The 16,809-nt window shown below is 32.3% G+C and carries 17 protein-coding genes, 1 pseudogene and 1 riboswitch; of the genes and pseudogenes, 10 read left to right on the plus strand and 8 right to left on the minus strand.

Going from position 1 to position 16,809, the window contains the following annotated elements; translation table 11 throughout:
• Positions 1 to 5: 5 nt before the first annotated feature.
• The 4 genes from NCCP28_RS16415 to NCCP28_RS16430 all read right to left on the minus strand — a co-directional run bounded on the left by NCCP28_RS16415 (position 6) and on the right by NCCP28_RS16430 (position 4,227).
• Positions 6 to 791 carry a 2,3-dihydro-2,3-dihydroxybenzoate dehydrogenase gene (locus tag NCCP28_RS16415; protein ID WP_248562511.1) on the minus strand — a complete coding sequence of 262 codons (786 nt, stop codon included), beginning with the start codon at positions 789 to 791 and terminating at the stop codon, positions 6 to 8.
• Positions 792 to 1,370: 579 nt separating this feature from the next.
• Complete coding sequence (locus NCCP28_RS16420) at positions 1,371 to 2,039, minus strand: MerR family transcriptional regulator (RefSeq protein WP_248562512.1); 669 nt, start codon at positions 2,037 to 2,039, stop codon at positions 1,371 to 1,373.
• A gap of 595 nt (positions 2,040 to 2,634) precedes the next feature.
• Entirely contained in the window at positions 2,635 to 3,078 is a 444-nt protein-coding gene (locus tag NCCP28_RS16425; RefSeq protein WP_248562513.1) for a hypothetical protein, read from the minus strand.
• A gap of 6 nt (positions 3,079 to 3,084) precedes the next feature.
• Positions 3,085 to 4,227, minus strand: a complete 1,143-nt coding sequence (locus NCCP28_RS16430; RefSeq protein WP_248562514.1) for a ParM/StbA family protein — start codon at positions 4,225 to 4,227, stop codon at positions 3,085 to 3,087.
• Positions 4,228 to 4,854: 627 nt separating this feature from the next.
• Here NCCP28_RS16430 and NCCP28_RS16435 point away from each other — a divergent pair.
• The 4 genes from NCCP28_RS16435 to NCCP28_RS16445 all read left to right on the plus strand — a co-directional run bounded on the left by NCCP28_RS16435 (position 4,855) and on the right by NCCP28_RS16445 (position 6,644).
• Positions 4,855 to 5,088, plus strand: coding sequence for a cyclase (locus tag NCCP28_RS16435; RefSeq protein WP_248562515.1), 234 nt, complete (start codon positions 4,855 to 4,857; stop codon positions 5,086 to 5,088).
• A gap of 162 nt (positions 5,089 to 5,250) precedes the next feature.
• On the plus strand, positions 5,251 to 5,742 hold the full coding sequence (locus NCCP28_RS16440) for a DUF6584 family protein (protein WP_248562691.1): 492 nt from the start codon (positions 5,251 to 5,253) through the stop codon (positions 5,740 to 5,742).
• A 156-nt stretch (positions 5,743 to 5,898) separates the two neighbouring features.
• Entirely contained in the window at positions 5,899 to 6,093 is a 195-nt protein-coding gene (locus NCCP28_RS23865) for a DUF6980 family protein (RefSeq protein WP_375709421.1), read from the plus strand.
• A gap of 203 nt (positions 6,094 to 6,296) precedes the next feature.
• Entirely contained in the window at positions 6,297 to 6,644 is a 348-nt protein-coding gene (locus tag NCCP28_RS16445) for a VOC family protein (protein WP_248562516.1), read from the plus strand.
• A gap of 350 nt (positions 6,645 to 6,994) precedes the next feature.
• On the opposite strand, the gene NCCP28_RS16450 is transcribed toward NCCP28_RS16445, so the two are convergent.
• From NCCP28_RS16450 to NCCP28_RS16460, 3 genes are all read right to left on the minus strand, one after another.
• The gene (locus NCCP28_RS16450; protein WP_248562517.1) at positions 6,995 to 8,662 is read right to left on the minus strand and encodes a helix-turn-helix domain-containing protein; all 1,668 of its coding nucleotides are present in this window, start codon (positions 8,660 to 8,662) and stop codon (positions 6,995 to 6,997) included.
• A 9-nt stretch (positions 8,663 to 8,671) separates the two neighbouring features.
• Positions 8,672 to 9,154, minus strand: coding sequence for a hypothetical protein (locus NCCP28_RS16455; protein WP_248562518.1), 483 nt, complete (start codon positions 9,152 to 9,154; stop codon positions 8,672 to 8,674).
• A 596-nt stretch (positions 9,155 to 9,750) separates the two neighbouring features.
• Positions 9,751 to 9,933, minus strand: a complete 183-nt coding sequence (locus tag NCCP28_RS16460; RefSeq protein ID WP_248562519.1) for a hypothetical protein — start codon at positions 9,931 to 9,933, stop codon at positions 9,751 to 9,753.
• A gap of 673 nt (positions 9,934 to 10,606) precedes the next feature.
• Between NCCP28_RS16460 and NCCP28_RS16465 the strand changes: the two genes are divergently transcribed.
• From NCCP28_RS16465 to crcB (NCCP28_RS16485), 5 genes and pseudogenes are all read left to right on the plus strand, one after another.
• A complete protein-coding gene (locus tag NCCP28_RS16465; protein ID WP_248562520.1) occupies positions 10,607 to 11,716 on the plus strand; it encodes a hypothetical protein in 1,110 nt (369 codons plus the stop codon).
• 799 nt (positions 11,717 to 12,515) lie between these two features.
• Complete coding sequence (locus NCCP28_RS16470; RefSeq protein ID WP_248562521.1) at positions 12,516 to 13,391, plus strand: DMT family transporter; 876 nt, start codon at positions 12,516 to 12,518, stop codon at positions 13,389 to 13,391.
• 149 nt (positions 13,392 to 13,540) lie between these two features.
• Positions 13,541 to 14,207, plus strand: a pseudogene (locus NCCP28_RS16475) (cation:proton antiporter); the annotation flags it as partial.
• A 62-nt stretch (positions 14,208 to 14,269) separates the two neighbouring features.
• A riboswitch (Fluoride riboswitch) is annotated at positions 14,270 to 14,332 on the plus strand.
• Between the two features lie 49 nt (positions 14,333 to 14,381).
• Positions 14,382 to 14,756, plus strand: coding sequence for a fluoride efflux transporter CrcB (crcB, locus tag NCCP28_RS16480; protein ID WP_248562522.1), 375 nt, complete (start codon positions 14,382 to 14,384; stop codon positions 14,754 to 14,756).
• Entirely contained in the window at positions 14,753 to 15,115 is a 363-nt protein-coding gene (gene crcB / locus NCCP28_RS16485) for a fluoride efflux transporter CrcB (RefSeq protein WP_248562523.1), read from the plus strand. Before crcB (NCCP28_RS16480) ends, crcB (NCCP28_RS16485) begins: the two co-directional genes overlap by 4 nt.
• Positions 15,116 to 15,350: 235 nt before the next feature.
• Here the strand turns inward: crcB (NCCP28_RS16485) and sda are convergent, their stop codons facing one another.
• Positions 15,351 to 15,512, minus strand: coding sequence for a sporulation histidine kinase inhibitor Sda (sda, locus tag NCCP28_RS16490; protein ID WP_248562524.1), 162 nt, complete (start codon positions 15,510 to 15,512; stop codon positions 15,351 to 15,353).
• A gap of 121 nt (positions 15,513 to 15,633) precedes the next feature.
• Between sda and NCCP28_RS16495 the strand changes: the two genes are divergently transcribed.
• Positions 15,634 to 16,164, plus strand: coding sequence for a hypothetical protein (locus NCCP28_RS16495; RefSeq protein ID WP_248562525.1), 531 nt, complete (start codon positions 15,634 to 15,636; stop codon positions 16,162 to 16,164).
• Positions 16,165 to 16,809 lie beyond the last annotated feature (645 nt).

Genomic DNA, 16,809 nt, shown 5'->3' on the forward strand with positions numbered 1-16,809 from the left:
TCTTGTTAAATTCCTAAAGTAGCTCCACCATCAACACAAATGTTTTGCATCGTGATATGTGAGGAACGATCCGATATCAAGAAAAGTACTGTATTGGCAATATCTGTTGGAGTTGCTAGTTTTTTTAATGGTATTCCCACTCGATATAACTCTGGAACTCCCTTAATGAACTCATCCTTTCCAGATTCATCTTTCCAAAGCATTCTTAACATGTCCGTTTCAGTTGATCCAGGGGACACGATATTACAGCGAATATTGTATTTAGCAAGTTCAAGACCTAAACATTTCATGAACATTGTAGCTGCAGCTTTTGAAGCAGCATAAGCCGAAAGAGACATTCTCGGTGTATTTGCAGCATTGGAACCCACTGTTACAATTGAACCTTTCTCTCTCGGAATCATTCTTCTGCTGACAGCACGCGATAAATTAAAAACACCAGTAGAATTTACTGCGAACGCTTCATCCCAATCATCATCCTGAAGACTATCAACCGTCCCTATCCGCATAATTCCTGCTACATTGACGAGAATCTCAATGGGTCCTACTTCTTGTTCAATCATTTTTACAGTCTGTTCAACCGCAGAGCGATCGCATATATCTAAAGAATACGATGCTGCATGGCAGCCATCCATATGAAGCTCATCTCTAATTTTATCCAGCCCTTTTACGTCTTTATCAATAAGAGCAACGAACATCCCTTCTTTAGCAAGCTCCCTTGCGACGGCTTCCCCAATACCTCCAGCAGCACTAGTCACTAATGCTACTTTTTTATACGATAATTCAGATTGCATATTTTCATTCCTTTCTTGATAATAAAAGGCATTTTCTCAAACATCGCCAGATGTGTTCATTTACACACCTTATTCCAAACAACATTTTTTAGAAAAAAGCCTAATAAAAATTCAAAACAATAGTGATAATGATTATCACTATCATTTCATAACGAGAATGATAACAGTTCTCAATATGATAATCAAAGAATTTTTTAAAATTTTTATTATTTGCTAATTTAGTCCTGTTACTAAAGTCTCTCTTGTTGGGTTAGAATAACTTATAGATTCCCATCTGTTGTACAAAAAAATTAAGTAGATAATTATTGCTGCTGATTTTATATATTTTTTTAAAATTGGATAAAAATAGCTAAAAATTGAATCTTTTTTGCACTTAATTTTAAAAATGGATATTAGTTATATAATTAATTATTCGATGCGTAATATTTTGATTTAATATGATACTCCTACCTATCACATACGAATATAGAATGTTTCCAAAAAATAAAAATAAAAAAATGCCTGTTCTTTTTCAATAACAGGCATTCTCTAACTCATATTCTTGTTGTTTGTTCTCACATTATGTACTTATCTAACTATTTATAGATCTAATTCTTTTCTCAATCTATCTTCATAATTTTGGTTCACATATTCCTTTACAAATAATGATCGCTTATTTACATCCTCTTCTTTTCGAAACAAACCTACTTTTTTCATGCGTTCTTCTTCTGGTTTTGTAGACCACATTTTCAAGGCTTCCCTTTCTAACTGTGCTTCCACCCTTCTTCTTATAACCATTTCTTGAAATCTTATTTCCTTTTGCTCTTCTAAAGTTGGCAATTTAGGTATTTCTTGAATTAAGGAAGTATAATGTTTCTTTAACTCTTCTATTTGGGCAGCAGCAATTTGTTCAAAGGATTTTTTTAGTTCTTCACTCAATTGCTCTTTTAAGGTCTCCATATCACCTACAAATGAAGCTTGTCCTACTTCATTTGTAGGAAACATTCTTAAATCAAAATGATTCTCTAGGTCTTCGTAGATTGCGGATAATGACCATTTTTCTTCACGTCGCTTTTTGATAAAAATAGCTATGTTTAAATCTAAGTCATCGTATACTTTCTCATTTGTATCTTCTGTTCGGTTCACATAATGAATTCGCTTATTTTCTAATGCTTTAAACCAACCGTCAATGGTATTCATGTGAATTTTCTCACTGTTATAAACATTTCTTATTTGTTCAGTAAAATCACTTATTTTCCAAAAGTTCAATTTTCCCCATCTCCTTTTTACTATATTATGTAAACTTGAATATACTGAATTTCCCTATTATAACCAATAACATTACCCTACTTCTCTTTTACTTATAGACCACAAACCACATATAATCCACAAACAAAAAAACGAAACACCTTTATAAAAATTCAAACACGCAATTTTTCCCTACATATATTCTACAATCAACATATAGATCACAAAAAATAAATATCTGAATTAATTGTTTAACACATGTACCTCACAACTCGATCATCATAAACAACTATGTAGACTATTCGTAATGATTAATCTACAATTAATCCACTTGTGAACGCCAGTTGTTTTATTAAAATGGTGTACATATAGACCACTACCTACATATAGACCACTTTTTTGTATAAGCATTTTAATATTGCTGTACAATTAATAGTTTTTACACAGTATACATGGTTCACTAACAATGTAGCAATCACTAATTCTAGTAAAACCTCATTAATTGTGAACTACAACTAATATATAGTCTATATATATATTACTTAAGTTTAAATGAAAAGGGTAGTAATTTGCAGCAATTTAAAGATGGATAAAAAAAACCCATCTTAAAGATGGGTTAATCGTCATCGTCATCAAAACTTAAGAACGTTTTCTTGGCGAAATTTTGTATTTTAGAATCCACCTTAAAAACAGAATCTGAGTTTTGTTTTGGCGCTTGCTCCACAACATTTTCTGGTTTTGGAAAAGGGAAGGGGGTACCGGGCTGATTTACTACTTGAAAAATCAGCTGACTTAATAAAGACTTCGTATGAGGAGAATCCAACCATTCCTTTTGATCTTGAGTTAAGCCTTTAGGAAGGGGGATTTCTACCATCTCACACGTATTTATTTTATTCTCAACCACAGCTTCTTCAATTGCTTCCACAAATAGGGGAGCTATCTCGCTACTAAACTTCCTGCCTAATACCTTTTTCCTTTTATTTAAGTGATCACTCACAGATTTTGGTGTATTTTGTGGCAATCGAAAGGAAATTGTCTTACCTGGTTCAAAATTTTCCACAAAAAATCACTCACTTGCTGCAGCTACTTCTTGAATAGAAATACCTTTACTATCTGCATACATCATTAAAATTTTAAAATAAGCTCGTGCAATCATCCACACACTTTCATCTGCAGAAACAAAGCGGAGAGGGTAATTCTTATCATTTTGATTGATTTTTGTTAAATACGGCTTTAAAACAACCGATCCACCACCAATTTGATAGGATAAACGAATATCCGGAACATTTCTCCATAAATCTTTAATTAATTTGTACTCTTCTTTAGCCAAAATAGATAATTCATCATCGATAATATTTTGAATAGATACACGATTCCCATCTACCCAAATATGATATTGTTCTTCTGGATTTTCATTTGTAATAATTTCCACAAGAGAACGACGACTTTTAATGGTGTATTTATGATTTGAATAAACTTTTTTAATGATATTATCAAGATAAGTAGAAACACCTTTTTTAATACCATCACTATATTCATTATCTACCTCAGCTTCACTCGTAATTATTGCAGAGTCAGTAGATAATCCACCGATATCATTTATTAAAATCGTTTTCCCTAATAATTCTTCGTTTTTTGTAGAGCCATCATTATTAGTGGTTAAATCTACAAAAGCAGCAAAACCTTCCGTATTTACTAGTACTTGTTCAAATTTTATACGAACAACTTTTTCTTCAAACTTTGGTGTTTTTAAGAATTTTATTTCATGCTGAGCAGACCTTAGTTTTTTTCTAAATTCTTTCGCTTTTCCTTTTTTAGTCTCGTCTAACGGTAGACCTGTTGAAAGGTAATAGGTAGCTTCGATAATTCCATCTTTTTCTTTAAAATTGTTAACCGCATCGTATGCAAGAGTAGTTAATAATAAAACAACTGGTTGATCACTACTGGATTTATCTTGATCTGGAGTTAATTCATCATTATTAGGATATTTTGATGCTAGTTTACCTACAGCAAAAGACCCGTTTTTTTGTTTCAACGCAGAAGAAGTGATCTCCACATGTAAAGCATTTATAGATTCCTTTTCCATTTCTACTATTTCACGATCTTTTAAATCTGCAATAACATTTGGTATGTATATTCTATTCTCTACATCTCCTAAAAAACCCTTAACAGCATCATTACCTATATCTATTGAAACAAATCTAGACATATCGTTCCTCCTCTGGAAATATTGGTATATTTTAGATTAATAGTATTATTGTATGCTTTTTGCATACTTTTGTCAAAAGAAAGCATACAAAACGCATGCATCGTCATTTTTCGACTTGCATGCAAAAAGCATACATTTAAACCATCCGCAAACAAAATGCATGCAATAAGAATTCTTAACTTTTTATCTATTTTTTATATAATGCCCATAGTTATCCTCATCGGAGAATCTATTCTCTTCATAATTATATAGAGTAATTGCACTAAAAAAACAGCTAGAAACCGATTAGTATTCTACTTATAATATAATTATAGATTAACAATGTAGTGTATATTATATATGCACTACATTGTTAGAGAATAAATTATCAAGACATAAAAAATGTTAGTATCGACAACGAAATTATTTTGGCATTATGTTTATTAAACTTTACGAATGGCTCACGTATAGACTCTAATGTTTATACATATTTGTGTAACTATGCTTAGTATACTAATAGGGCAGATTAATTTTTTTTCGTTTAGATTATGTCTACCGAAAATTGTTAAAAACTGTTAATTATATGTTATCAAAAGGATATTTTATCCATGAGATTGAAAAATCAATCAATATTTTAGGAGGGATCAAATGGATAAAAGAGTTCAATTTGACTTTGAAATAGAGTTTACTAATGGCGGTGGACTTCAAGGGCAGGAATTCCGACTTGATATTGATGGAGATGACATCACTGATCAAGAGTTAGCCAAGTATATTGTAGAGGATATGAGGTTACTAATGGTTGGAGAAGTTAAGATAATTAATAAAAAAATAATTAATGAAAAACATAAACGAAAACCTGTTGATGAGAACTCTGGAGAGTAACCGACTTCTTCAGGTGACAGGTACGTTAGCTGAAGATCTGAGCTGTCTTTAAGGCAGCTTTTTCTTATGCAACTATCCTGCCTAATAGTTGTATAAGAAGGAAATAATATGAACCATTGAGAAATAAAAATTTAGACGATTAAAGATAATGGAGTGTTTTTTATAGAAAAGATACCTGTTAAGACGCTTAAAAAATTAAAAGAAGACGTTCAAAAAAATGATTTAGGAAAAGCAAGGGATAGACTACATGGGCTAATATCAACCTATCCCAATGAATTACAACTCCGCAAAAGGCTGGGGGATATCTATTTTGAATTAAAATATCCTTCAATGGCTGGTCGATACTGGTATTTAGAAGAGAAGAAAACACCAGAAATGGTAAAAGCATGTATTCAGTTTGAAAAAAAGATGGGCAAAGACCCAGAAAAAATAGCAAGAGCTTTAAAGTATAAAGGGAATATGGAAATCTTAAAAAGATTGAAATTAGACGAGGAAATTTTCTCTCTACCAAACAAAGTGAAAGAAAAATTGGTAGAAAAACCTGAAAATTCATTGGATGATAAATTAGTAACTTTTGGCTGTTTATCCATAATAGTTTTAATAATTATCTTAATACTAATCGGGATTTACACAGTCTTTAAATGGATATTTTGATTTTCAAAGAATGAGTGATTGATTTAAACAAGTGAAAGCTTTTGCGGTAACCTTTTCTGATTGGACTAAAGGAAAAGAGTTAGTTTAATGAAGAGCTGTAATTTAACTTATGTGTTTAAGGAATTTGTTTTATATAGATAAAGGAGAAATGGAAATATGAAAAAATATTGTTGCGAAGATATGGATTATCATGCGAATTATAAATGTGATTTACATGATAATCCATATGAATGTCCTGACAAAATTCTTATATACGATAAAAGGAGTCAGGACTATGGCTTGATTATTCATGACGGTGGTACTTCAAGCATTCAAATAATTTTTTGTCCCTGGTGTGGGTCAAAATTATGAATTGGTAATTATCAGTAGTCTTCTAGCTAGTGCTTTGCTTTAATAGAACTATGTTGGCTATTTTGAGGTAAGAAAAGGACAGGTTAGTGGAAGAAGGAGAAAAAACTTTTTTTTCGAATAATAAGGATGAGTAGGTTAGTTACAAAAGGAATTTAACAAAAAGCGAAAAACTAAAATTTAAAGACAGACAGGAGTCAGATACGATGATAAAAGGTTTTGGAGGAATATTTTGGAGAACTAAGAATCTTGATGTTATAAAAAAATGGTACAGTGAAGTGTTGAAGATTGAAATAGAAAATTGGAATGGGACTGTGATTAAACCCCACTTAGGAAATGAGACTATCTTTTCTTTCTTTACCGAGAATGACAGTTATTTTCCAACAGAACAACAAGTGATGTTAAATTTCCAAGTACATAATCTAAACGAGACTATTAAGCATCTTGAACATATTGGTGTACCTCTTGCAAAGAAAAAAGAGATTAGTGAATTTGGAAAGTTTATTTGGATTAAAGATCCTGAAGGTCGACTGATCGAGCTTTGGGAGAAATAGCAGGATGTAATCATTTGCTAGTAAGTTAACAGGGGCAAGAGTTGAAGGTCAGGGGGCCCACAAATAGCAGCTTTCTTCTTGCACTAAACCAGCTAATAGTTTAACACGGATTGGATATATTAAAGGAGCGGAATATTTAGGGAGTGGAATTATGAAAATGTATTTTTTCGCAGTGACATATGAGGTTTGTAAACACAATAATATTTATCAATCAATAACAATAGACCATCAAATTTCATTATAATTTGATGGCCTATTTATGTGCATTACTAAATTCTTTGATAGGAAGCAGCAAGGTTTTAGCTTTTTTACTAAAAAAAATCATCCTTAATAATTTCTTATAACAAAGATCATTCTAGGCTTTCCAGCCATTCTTTCATCCTATCCAGATTCTCTGAAAGAGGACGTTTAATTAATCCTCTTTCATAACGCGAAAGAGTACTATGGGAAATCCCTATACTTTTCGCTGCATCGGTTAAACTAATTTTCTTTTTCTTTCTGGTTGTTTTTATTAAATCTGGAGTAACGTCCATTTCTATCATTTTTGGCTCACTCACTGCTACTTCTTCTTTTGCTGACATTCCTTTTAGAAGAGAGGAGAAGTTTACAGCTTTATATGTATTACTTTCTAAAGAAAATTCTTCTAATAAGTCTATATCTTTTAGTGTAACATCATCGGAAGGGACAATCTGAACACGGGCTTTAAGCCACGAATTCGTGAACCAATTTCGCTCCCGCTCCATAATCGCTTCTGTCCAATCACTTTCTACATAAAGCCATGCTTTTATAATTCCATCATGCTGAAGTGTATCTAGTATTTCTTCAAACTGCTCTTTCATTCTCGAACCATAACGTGTAGCAGGTTCAATCCCCATCACATTTAAAAGGCCTTTATCGCCACCGATTAAGTAAGGCCTTAAGTAATCAGAGCCTTTTTGCCGGATTCTCCATTGCCACGATAAATATCTTGCTAATCTCTTATGAAATTTTTGCTTAGTTGGATGATAGTGAAGCGTTTTAAGTGCCAATAAACCGCTGCTTTTTTTTGCACCGAATAAGAAATTAGACAATAATTCTCCAGGACGAATACTGCACTCATATATACCAATTGGTTTATCTCCACGATAGGCTACATTTACACTATCGACTACAAAAAGAGGGTTAAATTGAACATTCCCATATTCTTCAATCTCTCCATTTTCAGGATCGATTAATTTTAAGTTGTCTCGTTCAATACGAACCCAAATAGTGGTAAGGGCGGCTAACCGTTTCATAATATCGTCCCGTTCTTTTTTTCGATAGCCGGTCTGATAGCCTTCATCATTGCTGCGACCTTGTACCTGCCTTAAATTAAGGGCGTCATCTGTGTGAAATCGTATCATTTGATCTTTATGGGCAGCTTGTTTCATCCATAGAATAGAAATAATATCAAAAATATCCGCTGTTAAGTCATCCATAGAAGTAAGCGCCTGTTCTGTTAAGTGATTCCATTTGTTCAGTTCTTGATTAGATAGAAGTTTAGGATAATCACTAACCGTCCTCACTTGTGCAGTCGCTTCGATTACTTTTTCCTTAATTTTAGCAGTAGGAAGGGCCTCGTTTAAATCAAATTCATTTTTGCTGATCGTTTCTCTAATCTTGTGAAAAAGAATGGCAGAACCAGATTCTACAAAACTTTGATTTAAAAGAGAAGTAATTAAATCTCTATTATTTTCCTTTTTATTATTATTGTTATTATTAAAATCAAAATCAATATATGGAATAACAAATTCCCGAATTTGATTTTGATAAATATGTAGCCATTCATTCATATTACTCATAGATAAATGATGTTCAGCTGCTATTTGATCGACTATAACCAAAAAAGCTTTTAAAGACTGGCAAGGTTCAAAGTTCGGATCATCTTTCATTAAAGATCGCATATCTCTTTTCCATTGTTGAAGAAGCAGTGGAAAATCACCAAAAGTATTTTTTCCAAATTGCAAAAAACGTTTTTGAATATCCTTTGTATTTGTCATGATAATCACCTAATTGGTATGATTTATGGTGGTAAAGAGAAACGCATTAGGAGTATAGTTTTCTAAGTAGAATGAGTAAATATGATCCGGTAAAATACCAAAATCATGAATAATACTAATACTGCCAGAAGAAAAAAAGCGAACAAACGGCTGCTGTTCCATAATCGCCTCCATTAGAGATTGAACATCGCTCTCTTTCCATAAAACATAATTTATTTTTTGTTTTTCCAAAGCTGCTAACGTTAATTCGGTCTTTTTCTTTTCTTGCTTAATATCACATTGAAAGATGTAGTTTCCATCATAATAATAAAAAGGAACCTCTTTCACTTTTGTAAGCTTATAATATTCTATTTGTTCCTTAAACCATACTGGTCCGCTTGATAGCACTTCTAAAGGAGTAGGAAATACTCCACGAAGATGATAGGTGGAAACTTTTCTGCGATCCCATCCTAATATTTCACCAGCTTCCTTAACTCCAACAAATAGACCCATCTCATCATCCCTCCATCAACAGAATATAAAAATATTATTCATAGAGAGTATTTATTATCTATGTATCTATGACTATTATTAAAATAACTGTTGCTTTTGTCAACACATATAATGAGGAAAGAAGTTACCTCCACACTAAAAAGAAAGGAGAAATTTTCTTAAAAAATGACGTTTCTTTTCACACTATGCACTAATTTTTTTTATTTTAGAAAAATGCTAAAGACACGATAAACTCTTTTTTAACTTTCATAATAAAAAAGGAGAAATTTTTTTATGTTTAACGGCCAATATATCCGCTCTATCTTTGTATTTATAACCTCTTTTTATAATGTGCAACTGTTTTTTCTTATGACGTTTCCTTTCACACTATGCACAAACATCATTAAAAATAGAAAAACACTCATAATCATTAGCTGTGCACTAATTATTGTTAATAATGACGTTTCCTTTCACATCGTGCACAAAATTATTTTTTTTAAAATCTACTAAAGAAAAATTGAGAGCAAAAAAATATTAGAATTAAGCATTAGGAGGATGGTCAATAATTTTCCTCTTTGACGTTTCCTTTCACAAGTTTTCCAAAATATTATTTTATTTTATTCAAAAGTACTTAAAATTTCTCTTGCCTTATTATGCATGGGAATTTTTGCTTTATTTTTAATGATTGAAATATATTTTGAGAGAATTTTTCTAGCATTCTTTTCAATAGAAATAAAATTAGTAGGCTGTTCAAACACATGCACAATTCCAAAAATGACGTTTCCTTTCACATAACGCACAAAAAATTTTCCTTTTTATTAAATAAGTCTTACCATACTTACCTTTTTCTCCCTTATTTAACAGACCTTTTTGAATGGTCCTTACTTCACAATGACGTTTCCTCTCACACAGTGCACATTTTTTCACCTTTCACTTTGGCTTTATTAATAAATCTCCATCTATATATTTTTTTTCCTACTCATTAGTACAACCTTTCATCAAAACTCATTTTGTTCATTTACTTAGTTAAAATTAGAAAAAATTGTGTCTATTTTAATTATTTCTGTAAAAAAAGTTCTATTTTTTGCACTATATTAACTAAAATGCTGCAAAAAACAGAAAAAATGACGTTTCCTCTCACACAAACATGCACAAAAATTCGTGCACATTTTTGCGAAAACTTTGCTTTAAAATGACACTTTTTCCGCTCAAAGCATTGGGACCAAAGGGTTTCAGCCATTTTGCTCGACTCAAAAAAAATGACGTTTCCTCTCACATGGCCTCAAAAAAAGAAAGAAAAAATGACGTTTCCTCTCACACAAAATTTTTTTAGGGAATTTGTGAGCCCTTGGGGGACAAGGGGTTCAAGCTTTTGTGCACGTTTCAAAAAGCTCTAATTAAAGAGGGGGATTTTGTGAAAATCCAATTTGCTATAATGGATAAAAATAAACGTAGAATGAGGAGGGGAGAAGTATGGCTAAAAACAAAATCATTATAGATGGCTTTCGCATGCACCAATCTATATTAAATGAATTTCGTTTTATAAGAGATGAATCTTTCTCCCGTCCTCCAGCTTCGAGTTATGTTGTCTACCTAACCATGTTAAAACAACTAGATGTAGAGAATAATAGCCGTGGTATATTACGCGAGTATAACCTTTCCTATTGGTCCAAAAAGCTAAATATCTCCTATAGTACGCTATATAGCGGAAAATGTTGGCTAGAAAAAAATCACTTTATCAAGGATACGATTGATGCTGCTGGCATGCCTGTTACCGTTATGAAAGATGTAGAGAAATATAATAAGCCAGAAGAAGGACATGAATTAAATTATTTACTCATTCCACATGCACTGCTAGAAACGAATATCTTAGCCGAATTTGTGCGCACATCGAATCCGGAGGCTATTGAACTATTATTTTCCCTGCTTAATCAATTCCGTACAGGTTTATCCAAAATGGAAGGTGACTCATTTGAATCAGTAAAAATGAGCAGAACGATGAATACCCTAAAAGAGCAGTTAAATAAAAATGCTAAGGGAGTAAGACAGATTTTAAGCATATTAGAATCTTTATTTCATGTGCAATTCGAGGGATTAACATTTCGTGGGAAACAAATGTGGGTTCGCAAGATCTGGATTTCTTTAAAAGCAGAGTGTGTAGTAGAAAAAACAGATGAATTCCAAGTAGATCAATTAATGGCTATGCTTTCACATGAACTAACTTATTTCCTAGATGGTCTCCGTATTAAATATAAACCTCGGGATCAAAGAGACGTTATGATTGCTTTTAACCAGGAAGTAATAAAAGCGCTAAAATATCTAAAAGACGAAAAGTACGCTTCTTTCAATCGGGATCATTTTATCAAACATTACTTCTTAGAATGTATAGACAATATTGCAGAACAGTACCAACAAAAAAGAAAAGAGACATCTACTTATAAATGGCATTCTATTGGAGCTGTATTCCGGATATTCTTCCGTAATAACTTAAAAATTGCATTAGAAAAAATACCATATGGAATTGTGCATGATGCTAAAGTAGAAGCATTTAGTCAAAAAGAAAAAATTCTTTTTCCTATTTAGGAGCCCTGTAAAAAAATTCAATTATTACAGGGTTATTCGTGTTTTTTCTAATAAGTAAACAACGTAGAAATCCATTAACTATATACGTTATTACTAACAATAAACCCACTTTTTTATAAAGTGGGGATTTTTTATACTTTAAATTATTCCGAAAGAACACCTGTGAATTTGTAGATATTTTTTAAATAAATTTGTGAGTATCTGAATCTATTATTTTTTAGTATGTGCACATGTGAAAATACTGGTTGGTTTGCTGCGCATAAGTGGAAACTATGATAAAAGGAAACATGGAATATAGCTCTAACCCTTGCTATGAAAGAAATAAGCGCTAACTTTCTAAAAAAGCCTAATATATTTGTTTTTTTTATTACTTATGTTTTTCTTTAATTTGATTTATATTTTATTATTTTATGTTTTATACCAATTAAAAATGACATAACGAACTATTTATCCTTTAGAAATTTGCATCTTATTCGTACAAAATAAAATGAAAATTTCGTTTTTACCTTTATACTTATTCTTCATCAAAAAGCTCTTGTTAGCTAATGAGACTTTTTCGCAATCTATTCATGGTATAGTAATTCCTTAAGAAGATTGGAAACAAAAGCTAAATATTCTTTGCTATAATAAAACAAAGTAAATGGTAATTTAGATGGACTAGAGGTGAATCTATATGTATTGGACTCCATTATTTGAAAACGATGTACCAGTAGCACGCTTCTGCTCTTAATGGCATGAAGGTGACTACATCTCTCCGTTAGGGGCAGTATCGACCTAAATAAAAAACGGAGGATAAAAAATGAAAAATACCTTATTAGGTTCCTTATATTTAATTCTAGCTTCAAGTATTTGGGGCGGTATGTATGTTGTTGTGAAAGTGGTAGTGTCCGTCATACCACCGCTGGAACTGGTGTGGTTGCGATATTTAGTCGCTATATTCGCACTTCTCCTTATAGGTTTTATTACTAAACAAAAATGGAGAATCAAAAAACGTCATTTCCTGCTAATCATAGCTATTGGTATTATTGGAAACACGATCTCGATTGTTGCTCAGGAAACTGGCACCATGCTGTCCACAGCACAAATGGGTGCCATAATTACTTCTTCAACACCAGCATTTATGGTTATTTTCGCTCGCTTAATCCTTAAAGAACGCTTGACTATTAAAAAGGGACTCTCTGTTTGTTTAGCTACAATTGGAGTATTTCTCATTGTTGGAATTGGTAATATGAGTATGTCCAGTACACTTGGTGGTGTTTCACTTATTATTGCTGCTTTAACATGGGCACTTATGTCTGTACTTGTAAAACGTTTACCCAGTGATTATTCGCAAATAGTGGTAACAACCTATACCATATTGGTAGCTCTAATTGTATTGACGCCTTTTGTTTTGCAGCGTCTACATGAAATCAATATCTCTCAACTGACTCACCCCACTATTTGGGGAGGACTTTTGTATTTAGGAGTTGTTTCAACAGCAGGAGGATTTCTTCTTTGGAATCGAGGCTTACAAATGCTTAACGCCTCAAGTGGAGGGATATATTTCTTTTTTCAACCTCTTGTTGGATCATTACTTGGATGGCTTGTGCTAGGCGAAAAGATTGGTTCCACTTTTTGGATAGGCTCTATCTTAATTCTCCTAGGTGTCTTATTTGTGATCAGAGAAAATAAATAGTAGTACAAAACCCCTTCAACCGTTAATGAGGGGATTTTACATGTATCCAGAATAGGATGAAGATCTAAATAAACGAGATAAAGTAATACAAAACTCCTTTTTTTGAGATATTATCCTTCTTAAACTAACTGCCTGTGAGTTGAACAAGGATAATAAGCTTTCTTGGGAGTGGTCAAGAAATTTCTATGGGGCTTTTAATCGGTAAAAAGATAGTGTTCTTTAAGGGGGCTTTATATTAGCAGGAGTATTTATAGTTCCCAAATTACTAAAACTACTTTCTAATTTAAACGTTACAGAACCAGTTGTATCTATAGCCTTAGTGATTTGCTTTGCCTTTGTTTATTTTGCTGATATATTAGGAATGGCAGGTATCATTGGAGCTTTTGCTGCAGGATTAGCTATTTCTCAGACCGATTTCAAACATCCTGTAGAAAGTAAAGTAGAGTCAATTGCATATGCTCTATTTGTTCCAGTGTTTTTTGTCAGCATAGGTTTAAATGTTTCCTTTGATGGGATAGGAAATCAAATAGATTTTATGGTTGCTTTATCTATCATTGCCGTACTGACGACATTATTAGGCGGAGCGTTAGAAGCGAAGTTAGCAGGTTTTGGTACACACTACTCATCATTTATTATAGGAGCTGGCATGGTATCAGGGGAGAAGTGGCCTTGATTATTGCAGCTGCTGGACTACAAGAATCATTGTTGCAGAAGGAATATTTCACTTCTGTTATGATTGTAATTATAGTCACGTCCCTAGTAGCTCTCTCCAGGTTAACGCATGTAATACAAGGTGAATTAAAAAAGAGCAATTAATGTTCTATAAACGGGTTGCATTTTTCCTTAATTGGGTTAGAATATATTTTATAAAATAATAAATAAATTTAGGTGATGAAGTTCGCCTTTAACCGCCACTTGTGGCTAATGACTCCTGCTGGTTTTTTACTGGCAGGGGTCTTTTTATTTTTTCAGTTAGGAGGAAAAATTATAATGACTTACTTATTGGTTGGAATTGCAGGTTCACTTGGAGCTATATTAAGGTATTTAATTGGGATTTCTTTGTTTATAAATAGCATTTTTCCATTTGCAACGTTAACAATTAATTTATTAGGAAGTTTTATATTAGCATGGCTCACATCCAACTTGTTTAAAAAGATTTCACTATCACCATCTTTAATTACTGCAATTGGAACGGGGTTTGTTGGCTCTTTTACAACCTTTTCTACCTTAAGCATTGAAACTGTTACATTATTTAATAATGGCAAGATAGTATTAGGATGTTTATATGTATTTGTCAGTATAGTTGGGGGATTGATAATGAGTAGATTGGGATTTAAAGCGAGTGAGGAGGGACAAAAATCATGAGTGGGTTACATATTTTAATGGTTGGTATAGGCGGCTTTTTTGGTTCTATAAGTCGTTATTTTATCAGTAAAAAATTTAATAATAAATATATATTTCCAATTGGAACATTAACAGTTAATTTATTAGGGGCTTTTCTTTTAGGGATCATCGTTGGAGCTAAAATGAAGACAAGTATTATCTTATTTTTTGGAACGGGGTTTATGGGGGCATTTACAACCTTTTCTACTTTAAATTTAGAGATGATAAAGTTGCATTTTAATAATTATAAAAAGAAATTAATTTATTATATAACGATTACATATGTGGGAGGAGTTGTTATAGCTTACCTAGGATACATAATAGGTGAAACTATAAAATAATAAATCGATTTTAAAACTAAAGGGAAGCTTTTAGCAGCTATTTAGATGTTATATGGGAAGTATAATAGTATTAAAAATTGTATGCCGAACAATAGGAAGCAAGTGATACTACTTGTATGGAGATAATTTTACAACCTTATTAAAACAATATTTAATAGGCTATAGATCATATCCAAACAACAGTAATACATCATAGCCTAATGGTTATATCAATAGCTTATGTGATGAGTTAATACTATAAATCTTTTAATTGAGAATTATGAATAAGTTGCATTAAATGTCTCTTAGAAATTTCTTTGCGAAGAAGCAGCAAAAATTCTGAAGAGAGCTGATGCTTACAGGCATCTTTGTATGTTATTAATAGTGAGTCATCATTTAATTTGGTCAAACTAGACATGGTAATCCCTCCATCACTAAGTAGTTATTCATCTTGCTTCCCTAAAAAGTAGAGTAATAAACTGAAAAAATGATAGAAATTAAATATAGTTCCGTATAACTATTAGGAAGGAGTGATAATTTTGGAACATATACAGAAGAAGTCTATTTTGTTGGTTGGTATTACTCTAACAGGAATTGTGCTTCTTCTCTATATTTTTAGCCTAAAATCACAATTGCAGGAAGTAAGATCCAATCAGAGTAGGTATGAGGAAAAAATCAAAAATTTAAAAATGGTACAAGACTCCGAAGCAAAGATGTTAAATAAAACCTTTCTAGAGAAGTTTTTTACCTATGAAAATACTGCGGATCGATACAAAGGAATAGAATCATTCATGACAGAGCAGGGATTGTCTTCTACTCATCCATCTGGAACAGAGATTCCTTCTACCAAAGAATCTGTAGCGTCCTCTATTAGGGGATTAAAAGCGTATGAGCATCAGATCAGTACAACAGAAACCTCTTTTATCAACGAGTTCCAGTTCACCACCACCTATAATGGAGTGGCAGATATGGTAACCACCATAATAAAAACAGAGTTGCTTTATGTAGACCACAAAGGATGGAAAGTCAATGATGTGGAGTATATTGGAGAATTAACGGGAAGCAGATAACTGTTACTTTTTTGTGCACAATCATAATATTGCACAAAAAATGACGTTTGCTCTCACATTGTGCACCAGAATATTTATTGATGTAAAAGATGGAATAACTATGAACAAACAGCTAGAAAAAATTTAGAAGTTTAAGATTGCTTCTAAATTTACGCAATCCTATAAAAATGGATGGATAGTTAAACTAAACGAAAGGGGAAGTAAGTTTTATCTAAGATACGTTATTCGAAGGTGCTATGAAGTATGTAAGCGTGTGATTTAAATGAAAGATTCTGAATCTGCGTGTAATACATAATATCAGAAATCTTCAATAATAGGTTGGGTTCCGATTTTTTCCAGACGCTTAGTTTTTAAATATTAATAACATTAAAGAGTAGCTAGGGTAATAATATGATTTCAATAATTACGGAAATGGATTCTACGATCTAGAAATGAATGTTTTTATAAAAGGGCCAATGACGTACTATTTGAAGATCTGAAATCAAGGTGTACGATTTTATGGTTTTAGAAGAGGCAACATGTAACTCCAAAATTCAACAGGAAGTGTAGAGATTAGGCTAGATCACCTAGAAGATTATTCTGTTTATCCGTTGTTAATTGAAATTAATGCGTTAAGGAAGACTGAATCGGCAGCCTAAGTTGAAC

Source organism: Niallia sp. NCCP-28 (assembly GCF_023168165.1).
Classification (GTDB): Bacteria; Bacillota; Bacilli; order Bacillales; family Cytobacillaceae; genus Niallia.